The sequence below is a fragment of the Nocardia alni genome, assembly GCF_019038435.1.
In the GTDB taxonomy this organism is placed as follows: Bacteria; Actinomycetota; Actinomycetes; order Mycobacteriales; family Mycobacteriaceae; genus Nocardia; species Nocardia alni.
On the sequence record NZ_JAGPOX010000004.1, the window covers coordinates 1 to 17758 of the forward strand.

At 67.3% G+C, this 17758-nt stretch carries 20 protein-coding genes; 7 read left to right on the forward strand and 13 right to left on the reverse strand.

Translation table 11 applies throughout. The features are described 5' to 3' along the window. The 3 genes from JZ791_RS02800 to JZ791_RS02810 form a co-directional block, all read left to right on the forward strand. On the forward strand, window positions 1-608 hold a 608-nt coding region (locus tag JZ791_RS02800), incomplete at its 5' end, for a class I SAM-dependent methyltransferase (protein WP_216892529.1). A gap of 6 nt (window positions 609-614) precedes the next feature. Then, complete coding sequence (locus tag JZ791_RS02805; protein ID WP_216892530.1) at window positions 615-989, forward strand: DUF2218 domain-containing protein; 375 nt, start codon at window positions 615-617, stop codon at window positions 987-989. Then, complete coding sequence (locus tag JZ791_RS02810; RefSeq protein WP_216892531.1) at window positions 986-1204, forward strand: hypothetical protein; 219 nt, start codon at window positions 986-988, stop codon at window positions 1202-1204. The genes JZ791_RS02805 and JZ791_RS02810 overlap by 4 nt, the downstream gene beginning before the upstream one ends. 18 nt (window positions 1205-1222) lie before the next feature. On the opposite strand, the gene JZ791_RS02815 is transcribed toward JZ791_RS02810, so the two are convergent. The 5 genes from JZ791_RS02815 to JZ791_RS02835 form a co-directional block, all read right to left on the reverse strand. After that, window positions 1223-2611 (reverse strand): dihydrolipoyl dehydrogenase family protein, encoded by a 1389-nt coding sequence (locus JZ791_RS02815; protein WP_308162737.1) that lies wholly within the window; start codon window positions 2609-2611, stop codon window positions 1223-1225. 187 nt (window positions 2612-2798) lie between these two features. Continuing rightward, window positions 2799-3275, reverse strand: a complete 477-nt coding sequence (locus JZ791_RS02820) for a hypothetical protein (protein WP_216892533.1) — start codon at window positions 3273-3275, stop codon at window positions 2799-2801. After that, complete coding sequence (locus JZ791_RS02825; protein ID WP_216892534.1) at window positions 3272-4828, reverse strand: hypothetical protein; 1557 nt, start codon at window positions 4826-4828, stop codon at window positions 3272-3274. Before JZ791_RS02825 ends, JZ791_RS02820 begins: the two co-directional genes overlap by 4 nt. 39 nt (window positions 4829-4867) lie before the next feature. Beyond that, window positions 4868-5185 carry a WXG100 family type VII secretion target gene (locus tag JZ791_RS02830; RefSeq protein WP_216892535.1) on the reverse strand — a complete coding sequence of 106 codons (318 nt, stop codon included), beginning with the start codon at window positions 5183-5185 and terminating at the stop codon, window positions 4868-4870. 290 nt (window positions 5186-5475) lie between these two features. Beyond that, entirely contained in the window at window positions 5476-6282 is an 807-nt protein-coding gene (locus tag JZ791_RS02835; RefSeq protein WP_216892536.1) for a hypothetical protein, read from the reverse strand. Between the two features lie 189 nt (window positions 6283-6471). Between JZ791_RS02835 and JZ791_RS02840 the strand changes: the two genes are divergently transcribed. Continuing rightward, window positions 6472-6615, forward strand: coding sequence for a hypothetical protein (locus tag JZ791_RS02840; protein WP_216892537.1), 144 nt, complete (start codon window positions 6472-6474; stop codon window positions 6613-6615). Window positions 6616-6693: 78 nt separating this feature from the next. Continuing rightward, window positions 6694-7371 carry a DUF1345 domain-containing protein gene (locus tag JZ791_RS02845; protein ID WP_216892538.1) on the forward strand — a complete coding sequence of 226 codons (678 nt, stop codon included), beginning with the start codon at window positions 6694-6696 and terminating at the stop codon, window positions 7369-7371. Window positions 7372-7385: 14 nt separating this feature from the next. Here the strand turns inward: JZ791_RS02845 and JZ791_RS02850 are convergent, their stop codons facing one another. The 4 genes from JZ791_RS02850 to JZ791_RS02865 all read right to left on the reverse strand — a co-directional run bounded on the left by JZ791_RS02850 (window position 7386) and on the right by JZ791_RS02865 (window position 11286). Then, window positions 7386-8351: an ABC transporter substrate-binding protein gene (locus JZ791_RS02850; RefSeq protein ID WP_216892539.1), complete on the reverse strand. Its 966-nt coding sequence runs from the start codon at window positions 8349-8351 to the stop codon at window positions 7386-7388. An 11-nt stretch (window positions 8352-8362) separates the two neighbouring features. Then, a complete protein-coding gene (locus JZ791_RS02855; RefSeq protein ID WP_216892540.1) occupies window positions 8363-9139 on the reverse strand; it encodes an ABC transporter ATP-binding protein in 777 nt (258 codons plus the stop codon). Further along, window positions 9139-9579: an ABC transporter permease gene (locus tag JZ791_RS44675; RefSeq protein WP_254205129.1), complete on the reverse strand. Its 441-nt coding sequence runs from the start codon at window positions 9577-9579 to the stop codon at window positions 9139-9141. The genes JZ791_RS02855 and JZ791_RS44675 overlap by 1 nt, the downstream gene beginning before the upstream one ends. 432 nt (window positions 9580-10011) lie before the next feature. Beyond that, complete coding sequence (locus JZ791_RS02865; RefSeq protein ID WP_216892541.1) at window positions 10012-11286, reverse strand: arylsulfotransferase family protein; 1275 nt, start codon at window positions 11284-11286, stop codon at window positions 10012-10014. A gap of 155 nt (window positions 11287-11441) precedes the next feature. Here JZ791_RS02865 and JZ791_RS02870 point away from each other — a divergent pair, with 155 nt between their 5' ends. Then, window positions 11442-12470: a LacI family DNA-binding transcriptional regulator gene (locus JZ791_RS02870; RefSeq protein WP_308162739.1), complete on the forward strand. Its 1029-nt coding sequence runs from the start codon at window positions 11442-11444 to the stop codon at window positions 12468-12470. A gap of 6 nt (window positions 12471-12476) precedes the next feature. On the opposite strand, the gene JZ791_RS02875 is transcribed toward JZ791_RS02870, so the two are convergent. Then, the gene (locus tag JZ791_RS02875) at window positions 12477-13514 is read right to left on the reverse strand and encodes an AraC family transcriptional regulator (protein ID WP_216892543.1); all 1038 of its coding nucleotides are present in this window, start codon (window positions 13512-13514) and stop codon (window positions 12477-12479) included. A 222-nt stretch (window positions 13515-13736) separates the two neighbouring features. Here JZ791_RS02875 and JZ791_RS02880 point away from each other — a divergent pair, with 222 nt between their 5' ends. Further along, window positions 13737-14156, forward strand: a complete 420-nt coding sequence (locus JZ791_RS02880; RefSeq protein ID WP_216892544.1) for a helix-turn-helix domain-containing protein — start codon at window positions 13737-13739, stop codon at window positions 14154-14156. A 28-nt stretch (window positions 14157-14184) separates the two neighbouring features. On the opposite strand, the gene JZ791_RS02885 is transcribed toward JZ791_RS02880, so the two are convergent. The 3 genes from JZ791_RS02885 to JZ791_RS02895 all read right to left on the reverse strand — a co-directional run bounded on the left by JZ791_RS02885 (window position 14185) and on the right by JZ791_RS02895 (window position 17477). Further along, the gene (locus tag JZ791_RS02885) at window positions 14185-15009 is read right to left on the reverse strand and encodes a SigB/SigF/SigG family RNA polymerase sigma factor (RefSeq protein ID WP_216892545.1); all 825 of its coding nucleotides are present in this window, start codon (window positions 15007-15009) and stop codon (window positions 14185-14187) included. 170 nt (window positions 15010-15179) lie between these two features. Continuing rightward, on the reverse strand, window positions 15180-16115 hold the full coding sequence (locus tag JZ791_RS02890) for a helix-turn-helix transcriptional regulator (protein WP_254205130.1): 936 nt from the start codon (window positions 16113-16115) through the stop codon (window positions 15180-15182). A gap of 333 nt (window positions 16116-16448) precedes the next feature. Continuing rightward, window positions 16449-17477, reverse strand: a complete 1029-nt coding sequence (locus JZ791_RS02895) for a CE1 family esterase (protein WP_216892547.1) — start codon at window positions 17475-17477, stop codon at window positions 16449-16451. Between the last annotated feature and the right edge of the window lie 281 nt (window positions 17478-17758).

The following is a 17758-nucleotide window of genomic DNA, read 5'->3' on the forward strand; positions in this document are numbered from 1 at the left end:
CCCATTCCCCGCACCCCGGCTACCGCCCCCCGAACGGACCCGAGGACCTCTACACGAGCAAACCCCCCTGGGACATCGACCGGCCGCAACCGGCATTCCACGCGCTGGCCGATACCGGGCAGATCACCGGACGAGTCCTCGATATCGGCTGCGGCACAGGAGAACACGCCCTCATGGCCGCACATTCCGGACTCGACGCGGTCGGTGTCGATCAGTCGGCCCAGGCGATCGGCCGGGCGCGGGAGAAGGCGACCGATCGCGGCCTGGAGGTCCGATTCGTCCGCCACGACGCCCTGGCGCTGGCCGACCTCGGCGAATCCTTCGATACCGTGCTCGATTCGGGCCTGTTCCATATCTTCACCGGCGAGGCCCGCACTGCCTACACCGCGGCCCTGGCGGCGGTCCTCCGGCCGGGCGGCCACTACTTCATGCTCGGCTTCAGCGACCGTCAGCCCGGTGGGTGGGGTCCACATCGGTTGTCGCGCACCGATATCGAATCGGCCTTCACCGACGGCTGGCGCATCGACTCGCTGGTCGAGGCCACCTTGGACATCACCCCGGAACCCGGCCGCGTCGAGGCGTGGCTCGCCGCTATCACCCGCGTGTGACCGACGATGCCTACCATCGAAACCCGGATAGCGACCGACCGAGCCGCCCGATATCTGCGCCAATTCTGCAAGCACGCCACCGCGATGGGCTCACCGAAGGCCCACCGCATGCGCATGCACGGCGGCGCACCGTCCGCACTCGGCGAGGTCCGCCTACGCGTCGAACAGGCCGATACCCACGCCACGATCGTCTTCGACCCCTTGGGAAGGTGCCGAATGGACGCCTCGCCCGACGACCTGACCGTGCGGATCGACGCGGTCGATAACCAAGCGCTGCAACGAATCCGCGACACCATAGGCCGCGATCTCGAACGATTCGGACGCAGCGGGCTCGCCATCGACTGGACCGAGGTCGACGACACCGCCCCCGATCCCCGGTGAAGCGCCCGCACCTGCCCACACACCCGATCCGGCGACCGATCCCCTTGCTCGCAGCGGTCGCCGTCGCAGCCGTCGCCGTGCATCTCGGCCTGGCCGACTACGCGCTCACCCACTGGCGGTGGTCGGCAACCGCCCTGGGCATCGCCGGACTGGCCGCCGTCGCCAAGCTCCTGCTGATGCTCGGATATCGCACCGTGCGAACACGCCGCCGCTGAACCGCCGCCGAAGTCTGTTTACTCCAGAGCCTCCAGTGCGGATTCGATCGCGCGGTGGAAAGTCGGGTAGGCGTAGATCATTTCGCGCAGGGTATTCACCGGGACCTGGGCGTGTACGGCGACAGCCAACGCGCCCAATACTTCACCGCCGGTGGGTCCGACCGAGGTGGCGCCCACGAGGATGCCACGGTCGGCGTCGGTGACGAGTTTGATGAAACCCTCGTTGCCCGCCTTGTGGATCCAGCCGCGGACCGATGTGGGGACCTGGGTGGCGCCCACTGTGACCTGCAGGCCCGCGGCGCGGGCCTGGGCCTCGGTGAGGCCGACGGCGCCTACCTCCGGATCGGTGAACGTGACCCGGGGCGTGGCCCTGTAGTCGGCCGATTCGGTTGTGACGCCGAGGATGTCACCCACGGCGATGCGGGCCTGATACATCGACATGTGGGTGAATGCGCCGTGACCTGTCACGTCGCCGATCGCCCAGACGCCCTCGGCGGCGCGCATCCGCTCGTCGACGGGGATGGTGTGCGCGGTGTCGTCCATACCGGCCGTGGCCACGCCCAGTGCGGCGAGGTCGGTGCGGCGGCCGGTGGCGACCAGCAGGTGCTGGGCGTGGCGGACCTCGCCGGCGCCGAGGTGCACGGCGAAGCGGCGCCCGTCGTGTTCGATCCGCGTGGCCTCGGTATCGGTCAGGACCGTAATGCCTTCCTTCGCAAAGACATCGGCCAGCAGCCGACCGGCCTCGGGCTCGTCGCGGGAGAGCAGGCTCGACCGCACGAGGGTCGTGACCTCCGCGCCGAACCGTGCGAACAGCTGGGAGAATTCGCTGGCGACCGGCCCGCCGCCGAGGACGATCAGCGACTCCGGCGCCTCGGTGACCGCCACGGCGTCGCGGTTGGTCCAGTACGGCGTGCCGTCCAGGCCCGGGATCGGCGGGATCAGCGGCGAGGTGCCCGGATTCAGAACGATTGCCTTGCGTACGTGAATGATTCGAGGGCCGTTCGCGGTCTCCACGGTGACCTCACCTCGCGCGCTGATCCGGCCCCAGCCGCGCACGAACCGGCCCCCGGCCTTCTCGAATCGTTCGACAGCTACCGTGTCGTCCCAGTTGTCGGTCGCCTCCTCCCGGATACGCGCCGCGACCGGACCCCAGTCCGGCCGCACCGTCGCGGCCCCGGCCAACTCGCCGACCCGCCGGGCCTCGGCCAGGGTGTTCGCGGCACGGATCATCATCTTGGTCGGGACACAGGCGTAATAGGGGCACTCGCCGCCGACCAGACGACCCTCGACGCCGACCACCTCCAGGCCCGCGGTGGCCAGCCGGGTGGCCACATCCTCGCCGCCGGGTCCCATCCCGATCACCACAGCGTCCGCGGTGTCGATCGTCCCTGTCCCATCGGTCGTCACGGTCACACTCCCTGTCGCGTAGTCGTTATCCATTCGACCATCCGTCATATTCTTCGCCATACCCCGGATCACTGCCGTTCAGTCGGCCGCAGCCAGAGCGCACAACCACCATCGCGATTGACGTGCAGTTCAGCACCGAATGGCGTGCCGGCCGGGCAGTTGAGAAATGCGGAACGGTTCGGAGACGTCAAGCACGCGGCTTGTCCGGACTTCCAGAGCTGATCTCGCCTTCCTGCGGCGAAGGTCGCCCGGATCGTCCGGCGACATCACGACCGACGGCCCGGCGGACGGCGAGCATGGTGGCGACCATGTCCAGCCACCGGGCGAACATCTCGTCGTCTGCGATGCTGTCCTGCCATCCGACCGCGGCTGCCAGCCAGCCGTGCACCAGTTCAGCCGGTTCGGCTCCGATCAGCGGTTGTGGCAGCGCGAGCGCGGCACGCAGCCCCATCGCACGGACGCATCCCGCCAGGAATCGCAGCGGGTACGGGCCGATGCCGTGATCTTGCACCTCCCAGGATGCGGCGATAGCGGCCTCGGTGAACATAGCCGAACGTGCAGTACCCGGCAGCAACATGCCTTGTGTGATGACCGCCGTTACATCCAGACCACGCAGGTCGGCATCGCGTCGGGGCGACCGGTTCACCAGATCTCGGATCGTCACTGGGGCGTGATGACTTCGTAGGGAATCGGCATCCCGCCCTCTGGACTGTTGGAGGTGACATCACCCATTGTGCCGTCGACGAAGTCCTTCTCGCTTACCCACGTGGTCGAACCCCACGGGTTGTAGATCTCGAGCGCCGCACCCGCCCGACCGATGATGACCACCTGGTGCGCGGGCTCCTCCACCTGCCCCTGCGCGTTGGTGGAGGTCCCATATATGTCGATCGGCACCGGCTGGCCCGAGTTCACCGCCGCCTCGATCTGTGGTATTGCCGCCTGCCGGTCCGCCGCAGAACCCAGCGAGGTGGGCACATAGACTTTGCCGGTCGGTTGATCCAGCAGTGCCACCGCTTGCGATGACGAATCGGTCCCGTATTGGTCGAATCCACCTGCATAGGCCTGCTGGAGCCGGTCATAGAACGCCGGCGCGCTGTCATCGCCGACAGGTGGCATGCCGTTGGAGCGTTTGTCGCTGGGGGCGGGCAGACCGTACCCAGTGGTCAGGCCGAGCATGTACACCGGATCGACACTTGCTCTGGCGACCACGGTCGACGCGGCAACACAATCACCTACTTCGCCCTGGTCATAGATATCAAGGCCGATAGTGTCCAACTGCGGATCCACCTTGCCGTCGTATGTGGCCAGAGTGTCGTTGGTGATGTCGGGCATCAGATGGGTGTTGAGCCACTTGTCATCGCCGCCGTGTGGATGGATCGCGGCATCGAACGCCTGTACCTGGCTCACCGTGTAACCGGCGCCCAGAGCCTTCCACACGTAGGCCGCCTCGGCCGGAGACTTGCAGTCGGCCAGCAAGGCGTCGAAACTTTTCTGCTCGGCTGGCGTCATGTTCTCCAACTGCTGGGCTGCGCGCGCGAGAACCGCCGGATTCACGATCGCCGAATTGCCGCCACCCGTGGCGGCGGTCACCACGGCTGCTAGCGGGTCGCCCGACGGACCGGCAATCTGATGCGCCCAAGCCATTTCAGTGAACTCGCCCAGTATGCTGGCAGCCTCTGCCGCCGCCGCCACGGTCTGCTGTGCGACACTCAGACGATCCGAGCAGAACCCGGCGGCGCTCAGGACCGTTGTCATCCCCACGGGTATCGGGTGTGCCTCCTCCGCTGACTGCGCCTGCTGTGCGGCCAGGTCCGCGAGCAACTCATTCATCCCCTGGCACGCGGCGGCATCGTTCTGCTGTGCCTGTGACAGCCAGTCGGCCCAGTTGGTCAGGGCGGTGTTCGCAGCACCGAACGCCTGGCTCGCCAGCCCGGCCTCGAAAATGAGCCCGGCAATGACCTGCTGAGCTTTATCGGCTCCGAAACTCTGCCAGATCAGATGGGGGCCGATGCCTTGCAATGCCTGCAGGGCGCTGCTGCAATTCTTCTGGACGTTCTGGTAGACCTGCGCCTGACTCGCGATCGAGCTCGGTGAACCGGGCGGGCCTGATGGTTTCAGCGCCTCGACGAGATACCCTTCGAGCTCGCTTGCCGTCATGCTCTTATAGTTCGCCAGCAGCTGGTCCATAATGCTCTTGAATTCTGAGCCGGCGCTCATGATTGTCGTATCCTTCGGGTCCGTCCGAGGTCAGGGCAGTTACCCCGTGGTGAACAGTCGAGCCGACGAGGCATCAGTCTCCTGGTAAAGCTGCGCGGAATCGAGCAACTTCTGGACGGTCTCGCCCAACGCCGACAGGAATACCGACGTCTCCGGCAGCCATGCCGCGGCGAACCTATCGTGCGCCGACAGTACGGCGCCGAAATCGGCAGACGGAGTGCCGGACTCCGTAAGCGCGCCGAGTGTTGTGTTTACTTCGTCGTATGCGGCACCGATCCGTCCCGCCGCACCGTTCAAAGTCGCGGGATCGACCTTGAATTGGGTACCGTTCCAGCTCTTGGCAATCGGATCAAGCATGGTCGGCCTTCCTGACGATCGGAATCTACATCAGGAGGCTATTGCCAGCACCGACCCGCAGGCCTCCATCCCGTGGGAACACAAGACCGCGCGAGGTCCACGGGGCGGCGACGTCACCGAAGCTGGCTCCAGGTCGGGAACATGCGCGAACCGATCGGGAACTGTATCTGCCGAGTCGTGGATGGCAGTGGTGGGCGGCGGAGGCTTATTGAATCGGCCCAGGTTGGACGAGTCTGCTAGGGCTTCGCAGCCGGCCTGCTGAGAAGCAGAGTCCGGCTGGTGGGTGCGGGTTAGCCGTTGGCCGCGCGGAGGTTGTCGACCGCGGTGGTGACCGCCTGCGAGATGACGGCGTCGGCCGCGGTGTGTACTCCGGTTGCGGTGTCGGCGGCCGCGGCGGCCGCTCGAGCGGGGTCGCCGGTTGTCGCCAGGGTCCGAGCTGCGGCGTCGGGGGCTTCGAATGCGCCGGACAGGACGTCGTTGAAGGCTGGGAAGACGACCGACGCGCCGATGTTGATCGCACCCACCACGGCGACCTGACCGACGCCGTGCGGCTCGACGGTCGGCGTGGGGTTGGGCACGATCGGCCGGTTCATCGCGGTGTAGGTGTCCTGGCGGGCGGTCTGGAGCGCCGCGGCAATCGCGGGCGGGCCGCCCGCGGCGGCGGGGCCGACGTCGAGCAGGCCGACCACGCCGACCTCGAACGCGTTCAGCGCCCGCGGCGCCACTTCCGTGCCGTCGGCGAGGATGGCCTTCTCCGCCGCGACGTTCGTGGGCCCGGTGATCGACGCGGCGGTGACGCCCATCGCCTTGTCTTGGTCACCCGATCGTAGTGCGGCCCGGTACGTGCCCGGCGCCTGCGCGGTCGTGGTGACAGCCGTTTCGCCGGTCTGGACCATCAGCGGGCAGATGATCGAGCAGTAGACGATCTGATTGTGCACGAAGGTGGTGATCAGACCGCCGGGCGGAACCACTGCGGGCGCCACGGCCGACGGTGACTGAGGTACCGGGGCCGCGGATGCGACCCCCATGGCGGCGATGCCCGCGACGGCGATCCCCGTGGCTGCGACGCCAGCGTGCAGGCAGGTCGGTATCTGCATGATGCCCCTTGTGTCGGCCGGTGATACAGATCAATACGACTCGGGGGCGAGTTGGGTTCAGTCCAGGACCGCTCGGCACGAGGGGCGGTCCCGCTGTCCTGTCGCCGCCACTCAGCTGCCACTGGCGTACTCCCTTGTGGCGCAACCGAAGCCACGCTTTCTAGGGTGAGGTGAGGTTGAGGGGTCAAGGTGAAGCGTTTTTTATTTCTCGTCATCGCGGTCGTCGTCGGCGCATCGATTTATGACTACGGCAGGTCCGGGGATCACTACGGGCTCGTGATCGCGGTCGGCGTTTTCGCCGTCCTGCTGCTGGCCGGAAAAGTCCTCGAATAGCCCGCGCCGCGCCGACACAGTTCGCACCGGGGCACAAGATCGACCGCCCCCAGCGCTCACGGGTGAATACTGTGCCCGATGAATGAAGACACCGACTCGGTCCCAGCCTGGGCGCGGCGTAGCGCGGGTGAGTCCCGAATCGCCGCCACGGTCGCCGTCATCGTCGTCATCGCCCTGCAGTTGCTGCTCCCCGATCGGCTCGTGGTGAAACCGGTCGCGGTGATTCCCGGACTGGCGCTGATCCTGATGGTGGTGTTGATCGTGGCGAATCCGGTCCGCATCGACCGCGAGGCCACCTGGTTGCGCTCGGCCGGCCTCGCGCTGTCGGCGCTGCTGAGCGTGGCGACAGCATGGTCGGTCGACCGCCTGGTCGCCGGGCTGATCGACGGAAAACTCAGCAACGACCCCGGCGTATTACTCTCCTCGGGCGCGGAGGTCTGGGCGACCAATGTCCTGGTATTCGCACTGTGGTATTGGGAATTCGATCGGGGCGGCCCGGCCGCCCGCGCGCACGGCCGCAAGAAACATCCCGATCTGTTGTTCCCGCAAATGCAGATGGGAAAGCTGGCCGACAAGGAGTGGGAACCGCAATTCGCCGACTATTTCTATCTGGCCTTCACCAACGCGACCGCCTTCAGCCCGACCGACGTCATGCCGCTGTCCCGGTGGGTGAAGGCGATGATGACCGTGCAGGCCGCGATCTCCTTCGTGACCGGGATCCTGGTCATCGCCCGCGCGGTGAACGTCCTGAAGTAGCGGTGGGGCGATCCCTACTTGCCGTGCGGCAGGAAATCACCGTCGGCCAACCTGCCGTAGTCGGGTAGTTGGACCGACGGGTCCACCGCCCCTTGCATTTTCGCCCAGCGCGCCTGGTCGGCGAGGACCTGGGCCAGGTCCGGCGGCAGTTGCAGCGTGTAGTCGAACTCCGGGAGGATCTTCCCGATCAGGTCCGGCGACAGTTGTGTCGCCGCGGCCACGGCCGAGATCGCCGCGGGAGTGCGGGACGTGAGTTGCCCGCTCGCGTCGTTCAGTGCGGCGAAGAAGGCGGTCAGGGCGGCGGATTTACCGGAGATCGCGGTGTCGGTGGCCAGGTACAGGCTGTGCTGACTGTAGCTGCCACCGGCCAGTTCGACCGCGTCATTGCCGAGCGCCGCGATGACCTGCGCCTGGTACGGCTGGAAAATCGAGATGGCGTCGACATTGCGCTGCGTCGCGGCGGTGACCGCGGCCTGCGGCGCCACCTGGACGAGCTTGTCGGTGATATCGGTGTGCGCCAGCGCATTCGAGGCGAAGTACGCCGCGCTGGTACCCAGTGGCGTGCCGACCGATCGACCGGCCAGATCCCGCAGGGAGGTGATTCCGGCGCTGCGCCGGGCGACGATTCGCGAACCCTGCCAGCGTGATCCGTCCCCGACGATGCGCACCGTCGGTGTGCGCGTCAGCGCCGCCGCGGTCGGCACATCGGCGGCGGTGGTGACATCGACCTGATGCGCGGCCAGTGCCTGCAGCGCCTCCACACCGGTCGAGAAGTCGATGACCTTCACCTTGACGTGGTGGTTCGCGAAATATCCGTCCTGCTGGGCGACGGGTATCTGCGCCCACGACGGGTCGACGACGAATCCGACTGTGAGCGTGGATGGATCGGAATCCTCGCGCGCACCGCATCCGGCGAGGGACGCCACGACGGCGGTGAGTGCGACGGCCAGGGCGAGCGGGCGGAAGACGGCAGTTTTCATGGATCTTCTCTTCATGGTGTCGGTGGATCTGCGAAGTCGTTGCGCTCGATGCCGAGCTCATGGTGGAGGGTGCGTCGCAGCTCGCTGTACGCGGGCTGATCGGCGAGTGTGTCGGCGGGACGCGGGCGGCCCAGCGGGTTGGTGATCCGGTTGGTGATCCGGCCGCCGCCCAGCACATTGATCGTGTCCGACAACCGGATCGCCTCGTCGACGTCGTGGGTGACGAACACGACCGTGCGCCGCAACCGGGTCCACAGGTCGGTGAGCAGGTCCTGCATGTTCAGCCGGGTGAGGGCGTCGAGCGCGGCGAACGGCTCGTCCATCAGCATGACTTCCGGTTCGCCGGCGAGCATTCGGGCTATACCGACGCGCTGGCGCATGCCGCCCGAGAGCTGATTCGGCCGTTTCCTGCCGACATCGCCGGGTAGGCCGACGAGGTCGAGCAACTCCTCGATCCGGCGGCGGCGTTGCCCGGCGGCGACCCGATGCGCGCGCAGCGCGAAGTCGATATTCGCCGCGACGCTCATCCACGGAAACAGCACATCCCGCTGGAATGCCACGCCCCGCCGCGGATCGGGCGCGAGGACCGGCTCGCCGTTGTCGGTGACCGTGCCCGAGGTGGGGGTGATGAGCCCGGCGAGACAATGCAGCAGCGTCGATTTCCCGCTTCCCGAAGCGCCGACCAGGACGGTGAACGAGCCGTCGGGCACGCTCATCTCGACCTCGCGCAGGGTGGGGTGCGGACTGCCCGGGAAATGCACGACGAGTCCTTCTGCCGCGATACCCATCAGCGCACCTCCCGGGCCCAGCGCACGACAGGCGCGGTGATCACGACGATCGCCGCGTCACAGGCCGCGCCGAGCACGCCGAGCACGATCAGGCAGAAGATCAGGCGGTCGGCCTGCGAGTACAGCTGCGCCTGATAGATCCGATAGCCGATGCCCGCGGTGGTGCCGGTCATCTCGGCGACGACGATCAGGACGAACGACATCGCCGCGCCGACCCGGACGCCCGCCACCACATCGGGCACCGCCTCGGGCACGACGATCCTGGTCAGCGTCTGCCAGCGGCCCGCGCCCAGACACCGCGCGGCCTGGAGGTAATCGGCTGGGGTGCCGGCGAATCCGGAATGGCTGTTCATCCAGACCGGCACGAAGACGCCGAGTGCGATGACGAGAATCTTGCTGTCCTTCGCCCAGCCCGAACCACAGGATCGCCAGCGGCACAAGGCCGATCGTCGGCACCGGCGCCAGCAGCCGCAGTACGGGCTGCAGCAGGCCGCGCCCGGTGCGCGTCGTCGCGGTGACGATGGCGACGGCGACACCCGCTCCGCCACCGGCCGCCAGGCCGAGCAGGGCTCGTCGCAGGCTCGCACCGATGTCGGGTGCCAGGAGCCCGCTGGTCCACAGTGTGTGCCCGGCTCGGATGATCTGCGGAACCGCCGGAAACAGCTGGCGCGGAAAGACTCCGGTCGCGGCCACCGCCGACCAGACGAGCGCCGCCACGGCGAGTCCGGCGACAGTTCCGCCGACGGCCCGCCAGCGCCGCGCGCCTCGGCCGGTGAGCAGCGCCGACCACGGACGCGGAGCCCTGGCCGCGGGCTCCGGCGAATCCGCGCTGTCCGTTACGGTGTGCGGGCTCGATGTCATGGAATGGGCGGTCATGGGATGGGCACCCACTCGAACGGCACGGCCTGGGCCCGATAGATCAGCGGCGTCGAGGTGAGGCGGTCCACGCCCGGCACCCGGGGTTCGCCTACCTCCGGTTCACCGGCGACACCCAATCCCACGTACGGCGACAGATACTCCCAGACCACCTGCCCGTCGGGGGTCACCTGAAAGATCCTGCCCTGCATACCCTCGGTGATGAGGGTATTGCCGTTGGGCAGCCGCTGGGCGTTGCTGACGAAGGAGCTGAAGAAGGTCCACGAGGGCAGCCCGGAATCCTCGGCGGTGTACTGCCAGACGATCTGCTCGGTGGTCGGATCGATCTCCAGCACGCGCGATCCCGCGTAGATTCCCAGCGGAGCCGGTGGGTAGCCCGCGCCGCCCTGGCAGTCGAACAGGAGGATATTGCCCGCTCCAGGAAGGCCTTCGGCGATGATGTGCGGGTTGTGCTGCCCGGAGATCTGATCGAGCGGCCGGGGTACCTTGTGCGCGTTGATCCGCTGGTGCTGCGCCCCGGATTCGGCGGCGAAGTACGGGCCCAGCTGCCACACAACGGATTTCGTGGCTTTGTCGATCAGCGCGACGATGTTCGCCTTGCGGGAGCTGATGAGGATGTTGTCCGGGTGGAACACGCTGCCTGTGTCCGCACTGTGCCAGCGGTTCGGGCCCAGCGTCTTGGCGCTGTTGATCTCCAGGTATCCCCACGGGTCGCCGGGATCACGGGCGACCGTCTCACGCAGGGCTTTCCAGCCCTCCTCGGAGAACCCCAGCTCATCGAGGTGATCGCCGGCGCGCCACTCCCATACGATCGCGCCGTCCGGGCTGACCTCGTACAGACCCTGATCGCCGACGACCCATGGGCCCAGGGCGGGCACCACCCGCGGGATCGTGACCAGCAGCAACCGGTTGCCGTTGTCCAGCAGCTCCCAGTCGTGGTTCTGCCGAGCGGCCCCGCCCGGCGCCTGCGTACCCCACTCCCACACTCGCTCCCCCTCCCATGTCAGTTGTCCCACAGTGCCATTGGCGTAGATTCCGCCCCGGGAATCGCCGCTGGACGACAGTTGCAGGCCCACGTCACCCAGGCGGCCGCCGGTGAACCGCGGGTCGATGATGCGCGGCGGAACCCCCGGGAAAGGCCACTGCCGGCGAACCGCGCCGCCGGTATCGATGAGCCGGGTGACCGAGTCCGCGCCGGTGAACAGGATGTAGCTGTCATGGGCTGACTCCGGGTCGTGGTGGGTGACACCGGTGAGTCGTACGTATGCCATGCAGTTCACTCCATCATGCGCTTGTTAAACGATTAGATCGCGGATGTTACGAATCTAATCGATTTGCGTCGTACTACACCGGTGTCGATACTGTAAGAATCAGAACGATTTCAAGCATGGTGCGGCGGCGCGCGGGCGACGAGATTGGAACGAATGTGACTGTCAAACGCGCGACACTCGCCGATGTCGCCCAGCGGGCGGGGACGTCCACGGCCGTTGTCAGCTATGTGCTCAACGACGGCCCGCGACCGGTATCGGACAGGCTGCGCGCCCGAGTGCTCGAGGCGCTCGACGAGCTCAACTATCGGCCGGACCGGGCCGCACGCGCACTGCGGCGGCCGCGGCGCTGGCGGCACATCGGGCTGCTGGTCCCCGATGTGCGGCTGCCGCTGTTCGCGACCCTCGTCGGCCATATCGAGGTCGAAGCGCGCGACCGAGACCACCTGACGTTGATCGGCAACACCGGATACGACCCCGAGCGCGAGGTCGAATTCGCCTCGGCCTTCGTCGATTCCGGGATCGAGGGCCTGATCGTCGTCGGCGGCGCGGGCGGCGCGGCGACCGCCGAACTCTGCCGTCAGGCACGCATCCCGATCGTCTGGGTGCACAACAACCGGGACCAGGTCGACTCACACGTGATCGGCGCCGATCATGTGCACACCGGCACGCTGGCCACCCGCCACCTCGTGGACGTCCACCATCGCGAAAACACCGTATTCGTCGGCGGATTCACCCCGGCCGACGTCCAGCACGGTGACCGCGAGACCGTCGCCCAGCGCTACGCGGGGTACGAATCGGTCGTGGGCGCGCGGGCGGCCCATCAGATCCACACCGACCTCACTCCCGCGGGCGCCTACCACGCCGTGAGCCGGCACCTGTCGAACCAGGCACCACCCGACGGCATGGTCGTCGGCACCTACGGCCAGGCCGCCGCCACCCTGCGCGCCATTTCCGATGCGGGCCTTCGCGTTCCGCACGACATCGCGGTCGTCGGATACGACGCCGACACGGCGAACGCCTATGCGGCACTGAGGCTCACGACCGTCCAGCAGCCGATCGACACGATTGCCCGCACCGCCCTCTCGCGCGTGCTGGAAGCCGCCGACACCTCGCCGGCCAGCGACACTCCGGCGCCCGAACCAATCGAGGCCCACCTCGACATCGGCGAGACGTGCGGCTGCTGATCGGTGTCAGTCCAGCCCCCGCATGCGGCGCCGGCGAGCGAATTGGCCGGGTGTCTGTCCTTTCCATGACTGAAACTTCAGGCTGAACGCCGAGACGCTCGAATAGCCGAGCCGGGCGGCCACACTCTCCACCGTGAGCCCGGCGCCGAGCAGCTCCTCGGCGAGCAATCCGACCGTCTCGCAACGCAACTCCCGAAAGCTCGTCCCGTCCTGGTCCAGACGTCGCCGCAGCGTCCGCACGCTGATCCCCAGACACGCCGCGATATCGGACTGATCGGCCATGCCCCGGTGACCGATCAGCAGCTCACGCACCTGCGCGCTGAATCCGCGCCGGTGATTGCGCTGCTGCACGATCGCGGCGCACTGTTGCTCGTACAGCGCCCTGCTCGCCGGATTCGCCTGTGGCAGCGCGAGCTCCAGCGAGGACGCCCGCAGGATCAGCACGGTCCGCGACGCGTCGAAGACCATCTCGCACACCCCGAACTGCGGCATCACCGCCTCGTACACCAGGTGCGCGACGAGGTCCAGCTCCAGCCGCACCGCCGGAAGCCGGATCGGCAGCACATCCTGCTGCATGGTCCCGATGCCGACCAGGTCGCGCTCGAGCGCGAACCGGCGAATCTCGGCCGGCACCATACTGTCGTCGCGCACGACGAGCACGTCCTGACCCCGGTCGGTCAGGTGATGCGTCGCGGCGGTGAACGACAGGTCGGCGTACCGCAGACCGATCTCCAGCGCGTCCCGCAGGGTGGGGCTGGCGCTGATAGCAAAACCCCAGATACCCATGCTCGCCGGATGGCACGACATCCCGGCCAGCAAACCGAGCCCGGGCTCGTCACCGACACCGGTGACCACATTGCGCATCACGGCGAATTCCTGCTCGAGGGTGATCTCCGCCGACGGATCGGTCAGATCGCCGGCCCCGATCCCCGTGCCCCGCAGGACAACATCGACCGGCAGCCCTCTCGCGATGCCGAACTCGGCCAGCAGTACGGCACTGTGGATGGACCGCACACGCGCCGCGGCGTCCCCCTGGTTGTACATCTCGCCATTCTCGCAAACAACTGGCAAGTATTCGGGGCAAATCCGCACCGGCTGGGCAAATGCGTAGCGAAGCAGTCCGATTCGCCCTGTCCCAGGAGGAGAAACCGGACAGCATGGCCCACTTCGGCTGAACTCCAGGCCAATACACGCTACGATCGGGAACCGCGATCGAGCACCGGAGCGGAGGGGCGTTGTGAGCAAATCTCTAGCAGGTGGCCCGGTATGAGCGCGGAGTTCGCCGAGCGCTTGAACAAACTGTTCGACATGGTGCATCCGCCAGGTCGTCCGCCGCACACCAACTCCGAAGTGTGCGACGTGCTGTCCAGGGCCGGTCATCCGATCTCGAAACCGTATCTGTCCCAACTACGGTCGGGTCGGCGGACGCATCCCTCCGAGGATACGATCGCGGCCCTGGCACGGTTCTTCAAGGTCGACCCGAGTTACTTCTCCGACGACGTCTACGCCGCGAAGATCGACCATGACCTCGAACTGCTGTCCCAGATCCAGGGATACGAACTACGCCGGCTGTCCAGCCGCGCGTTCGATCTGTCCGAGGAGTCCCTGAATCTTCTGACATCCCTGGCGGACAAGCTGCGGGCGAGCGAGGGTCTTCCCCCGGCCCGCCCCGGATCGCTGGATTGAGCCGCACCCGGTCGCGCGGCGGCCTCCACTACCGTCGATCGGCCAGCGCTTGCTCCCGCAGCGTGGCGAGGGTTCTGGTGAGGATGCGGGAGACCTGCATCTGGGAGACTCCCAGCCGCTCGGCGATCTGGTGCTGGGTCTGGTCCTCGAAGAATCGCATCCGCAGTACGTCCCGCTCGCGGGCCGGCAGTTCGCGCAGCAGTGGCGCTACCGCGAGCGCGTCCTCGGTGAGGTGGTAGCCGTCGTCCTCGGTACCGAGTTCCGCGGCCGCGCGGGTGGCGGCGGGGACCCGGCCGCTGTCGTCGGGCGAGTTGTCGATCGTCTCGGTCGAGAAGGCGTTGGCGGCCAGCAGTGCCTGGGTGACGTCCAGACGGTCGACCTCGAGTTCGGCGGCCAGTTCGGAGACGGTGGGCATGCGATGCCCCCGCTGCGCGAGCCGTTCCACGGCGGGCCCGATATCGGCTTGCAGCAGTTTCACCGCGCGCGGCACCCGGAGCGCCCACGTGCGGTCGCGGAAATGGCGGCGCACCTCACCCATGATCGTGGGCACGGCGAAGGCCACGAACGGGGTCCCTCGTACCGGGTCGAAACGGTCGATCGAGAGCAGCAAACCCAGGGACGCGACCTGATAGAGATCGTCGTACGATTCGCCTCGCCGGGTATAGCGGCGCGCGATGTGCTCGGCCAAGGACAGGCAGCGACCCACGATCTCCTCGCGGAGCGCAGCGCGTTCGGGGCTGTGCTCGGGCAGCGACGCCATCTTCTCCAGCCACGGCTCGATGCCGTCGTATGGGTCGCTTCCCCGGTTCGATCGTGAGGCGCTGAGGGGCGGGATTGCGGTCAGAGAGGTCATGAACTGCCTCCGGCGACGGATCGATTGCGGGTCGGACGCTCGGTGTTGAACGCATACCCATCAGCAGGCCGCACTCTCCAGCCTGGTCCAGGGTCCGGGTCACGTCAGTGCAGAAAACGAAGCGGTCGAGCCGTTGGGCGAAAAACCACGATCATCCGGGCTTTATCCGCTCACGTATCGAGTGTCGTCCCCGGTGACTGCCCGTAGTGGCAGCGGTATCGCGCAGCGAAACGGCCCTGGTGACCGAATCCCCACCTGGCGGCGATCGAACCGACGGTCGCGCCGTCGTCGACGGTGTGGGCGAGAAGTTCCTCGTGGGCGCCCCGGAGCCGCAGACGCCGCAGATATTCCATCGGCGTCGTGCCGTAGTGACGGCGGAACGCCAGCTGCAGCGCGCGCACCGTGACATACGACGCCGCGGCGATGTCCCCGACCGCGATGTCCTCGCGCACATTGGATTCCATGTACGCGACCGCGCGGCGGACCGTGGCCGAGTGGGCATCGTTGCGATCACCGGCCGCGGACTCGGCGGCCAGGGTGTTCGGGAACGCCTCCAGCACGCTGGCCACCAGATACTGCGTCGCCGTCGACGCGACCAATCGCGGCATCACGCCGTCGTACTCGGCGGCCATCTCACGCACGTGTGCGATCGCCGACTTCAGCCGCTCGCCGGCCGCCGGCGAGAGCGGGCGATGCCCGATCAGCGCCACCGGCGTCGCATCGGCCGAGGCGACACGGGCCAGCTCCTGCGGATCGAACATGGTGATCGTGTAGCGAGCGTTATGGAGGACACCCGAGTACGGCAGGTCGGGCGGCGTGAGTACCCCGATATCCCCCGGCTCGAAGACATCGGTGACTCCCTCGTCGAGGTAGTTCTCCTCGATGGACCCCGACTCCACCGCGCACACGCAGATCTTCCCCAGCGGGTCGGCGTCGTAGCGCATATCGAAGTCCAACTCGAGCCGGTCCAGGCTGACCGCCGCGACCGTGTCGCGCGTGATTCGGCTGCGGATCGGCCCCTCGGCGGTGTTTCCGATCTGCATGGTCGTGTAGTTCCGGTTCAGAAACTCCTCGGTAGCCTCCAGGCTGCCGCTATCGAACTCCATCCCCATACCGTCGCGTTCCTCCTCCGCTCCGACGACAAACTCGGAGCTATGGCGAACCACATCGTCCGCGGGGCTGCTACTTCCGGACCAAGCAATACCCGTTTTCGTCTCGATGAATACGGTCCCGCCACGTGACCCCGGCCTCGGCCGGGACGTTGATCCACCGTCCCTGCACGTAGGCGGGTTGCAGGGGCAGGGAAACCAGCATACCGGCCACCGCCCCCGGAGCTGATGCTGTTTGTCCGATTACCGGCTCTACCGGGCGTCCGGCCGTCGACGTGGGCGGCCGGACGCCGGGCCCGTGGAGTCACAGCGGGCGCCGGCGAGGGCGTCTCAGCGCGGCATGGGGTGTGCGCGGAAGAAGTCCCAGATGAGCTGGTCGGCGTTGATGGACGTCGTGGTGGCGCCGGTGAGCGGGGCCGGACTCGGGTACGTGCTGCCGGGCCAGGTGTGGCCGCCGCCCAGCACCGAATAGAGTTCGACGTCACCGGTCGCCGGGCACGGGTAACGGGTCAGGTCGACATCGTGGGTGACGCGCTGATGCGTGGGCGTGCTGCCGCAGCCGTTGCGCCGCGCCCAGGCCGCGGCGTTGGCCGGAATGCTCTGCGGCCCAGGACCGTCCACCGCGGGACCGTTGTTCTGCGTCTGAACCGAACCGCTGCCGTCCGGCGACGGCAGGAACCGGGCGTTCGGGCCCGTACCGCCGTTGTAGGCGACGATCGGATCTGCGGTGCCGTGGAAGGCGACGATCGGCACCGGCCGCCGGGGATGGCACCAGCCGAAGTCCTGCAGCCCGGCCACCGGGGCCGCCGCCGCGATCCGATCCGAAAGCTGGCACGCCAGAGCGGAACTGGTGAAGGCGCCCATCGACAGCCCGGACACGTAGACCCGGCGCTGATCCACACACAGCGTCGACTCCACGTGGGTCAGCAGGTTCGACAGGTAGGCGACATCGGCGCTGCCCGGCTCGAAATCCCAACGCGGCAGGCCGGATTCGTCGATCGCCGGGGTGACGGTCACGAACCCGTGCCGCTCGCCGAACTCACCGAGTCCGCTGCTCGTGCGCTCGATCTCGGCCGGTTCCAGGTATCCGTGCAGATCCACGACCACCGGAGTGGGCCGATCGGCGCCGGGAGGCACATCGAGGACGTAGTGACCGGACCGGCTCGCGGTGCCGAACTGCTGGTTCGATTGGCCCGAAACCGGATGCGCGACACCGCATCCCGCCGAGGGTGCCGGAGCGGACACGTCCGGCTGCGCCATGGCCACGGGTGCGGCGAAGGCCCCGGAAACCGTCATCACCACCGTGGCGGTCCCGACGATGCGCCGCAGTCCGCGCCGCGCTCTCCATGCGGAAGTCATATTTCTGAACATGAGAAGCATGTTCTCATCGACCATCGACAGAATTAACAGGAAACCTGATGTTTGTAACAGGTCACAAGGCCCGGACACCTGGTCAACATGCACCCGGGCGGTTGCCTGTCGCGACCGATCAGACGGCGGTGGCGATGCGGTAGCCCGCGAAAGGCGCACGGTAACAGTTCGGCTATCACCGGTAGATCGGCGGCGAATTCGGCCCTAGCATCGGAACCAGGTCGATCCATACGGCAATTCTGGAGACGATATGCGTATCAACCGGGTAA

Coding starts and splice junctions, on each gene's coding strand:
- JZ791_RS02830 (WP_216892535.1), bottom strand. CDS start 5,185: ATGCTTGATCCGATTGCCAAGAGCTGGAACGGTACCCAATTCAAGGTC.
- JZ791_RS02850 (WP_216892539.1), bottom strand. CDS start 8,351: ATGAAAACTGCCGTCTTCCGCCCGCTCGCCCTGGCCGTCGCACTCACC.
- JZ791_RS02890 (WP_254205130.1), bottom strand. CDS start 16,115: ATGGAGTTCGATAGCGGCAGCCTGGAGGCTACCGAGGAGTTTCTGAAC.
- JZ791_RS02880 (WP_216892544.1), top strand. CDS start 13,737: ATGAGCGCGGAGTTCGCCGAGCGCTTGAACAAACTGTTCGACATGGTG.
- JZ791_RS02875 (WP_216892543.1), bottom strand. CDS start 13,514: ATGTACAACCAGGGGGACGCCGCGGCGCGTGTGCGGTCCATCCACAGT.
- JZ791_RS02885 (WP_216892545.1), bottom strand. CDS start 15,009: ATGACCTCTCTGACCGCAATCCCGCCCCTCAGCGCCTCACGATCGAAC.
- JZ791_RS02895 (WP_216892547.1), bottom strand. CDS start 17,477: ATGACTTCCGCATGGAGAGCGCGGCGCGGACTGCGGCGCATCGTCGGG.
- JZ791_RS02865 (WP_216892541.1), bottom strand. CDS start 11,286: ATGGCATACGTACGACTCACCGGTGTCACCCACCACGACCCGGAGTCA.
- JZ791_RS02825 (WP_216892534.1), bottom strand. CDS start 4,828: ATGAGCGCCGGCTCAGAATTCAAGAGCATTATGGACCAGCTGCTGGCG.
- JZ791_RS02805 (WP_216892530.1), top strand. CDS start 615: ATGCCTACCATCGAAACCCGGATAGCGACCGACCGAGCCGCCCGATAT.
- JZ791_RS02855 (WP_216892540.1), bottom strand. CDS start 9,139: ATGGGTATCGCGGCAGAAGGACTCGTCGTGCATTTCCCGGGCAGTCCG.
- JZ791_RS02835 (WP_216892536.1), bottom strand. CDS start 6,282: ATGCAGATACCGACCTGCCTGCACGCTGGCGTCGCAGCCACGGGGATC.
- JZ791_RS02845 (WP_216892538.1), top strand. CDS start 6,694: ATGAATGAAGACACCGACTCGGTCCCAGCCTGGGCGCGGCGTAGCGCG.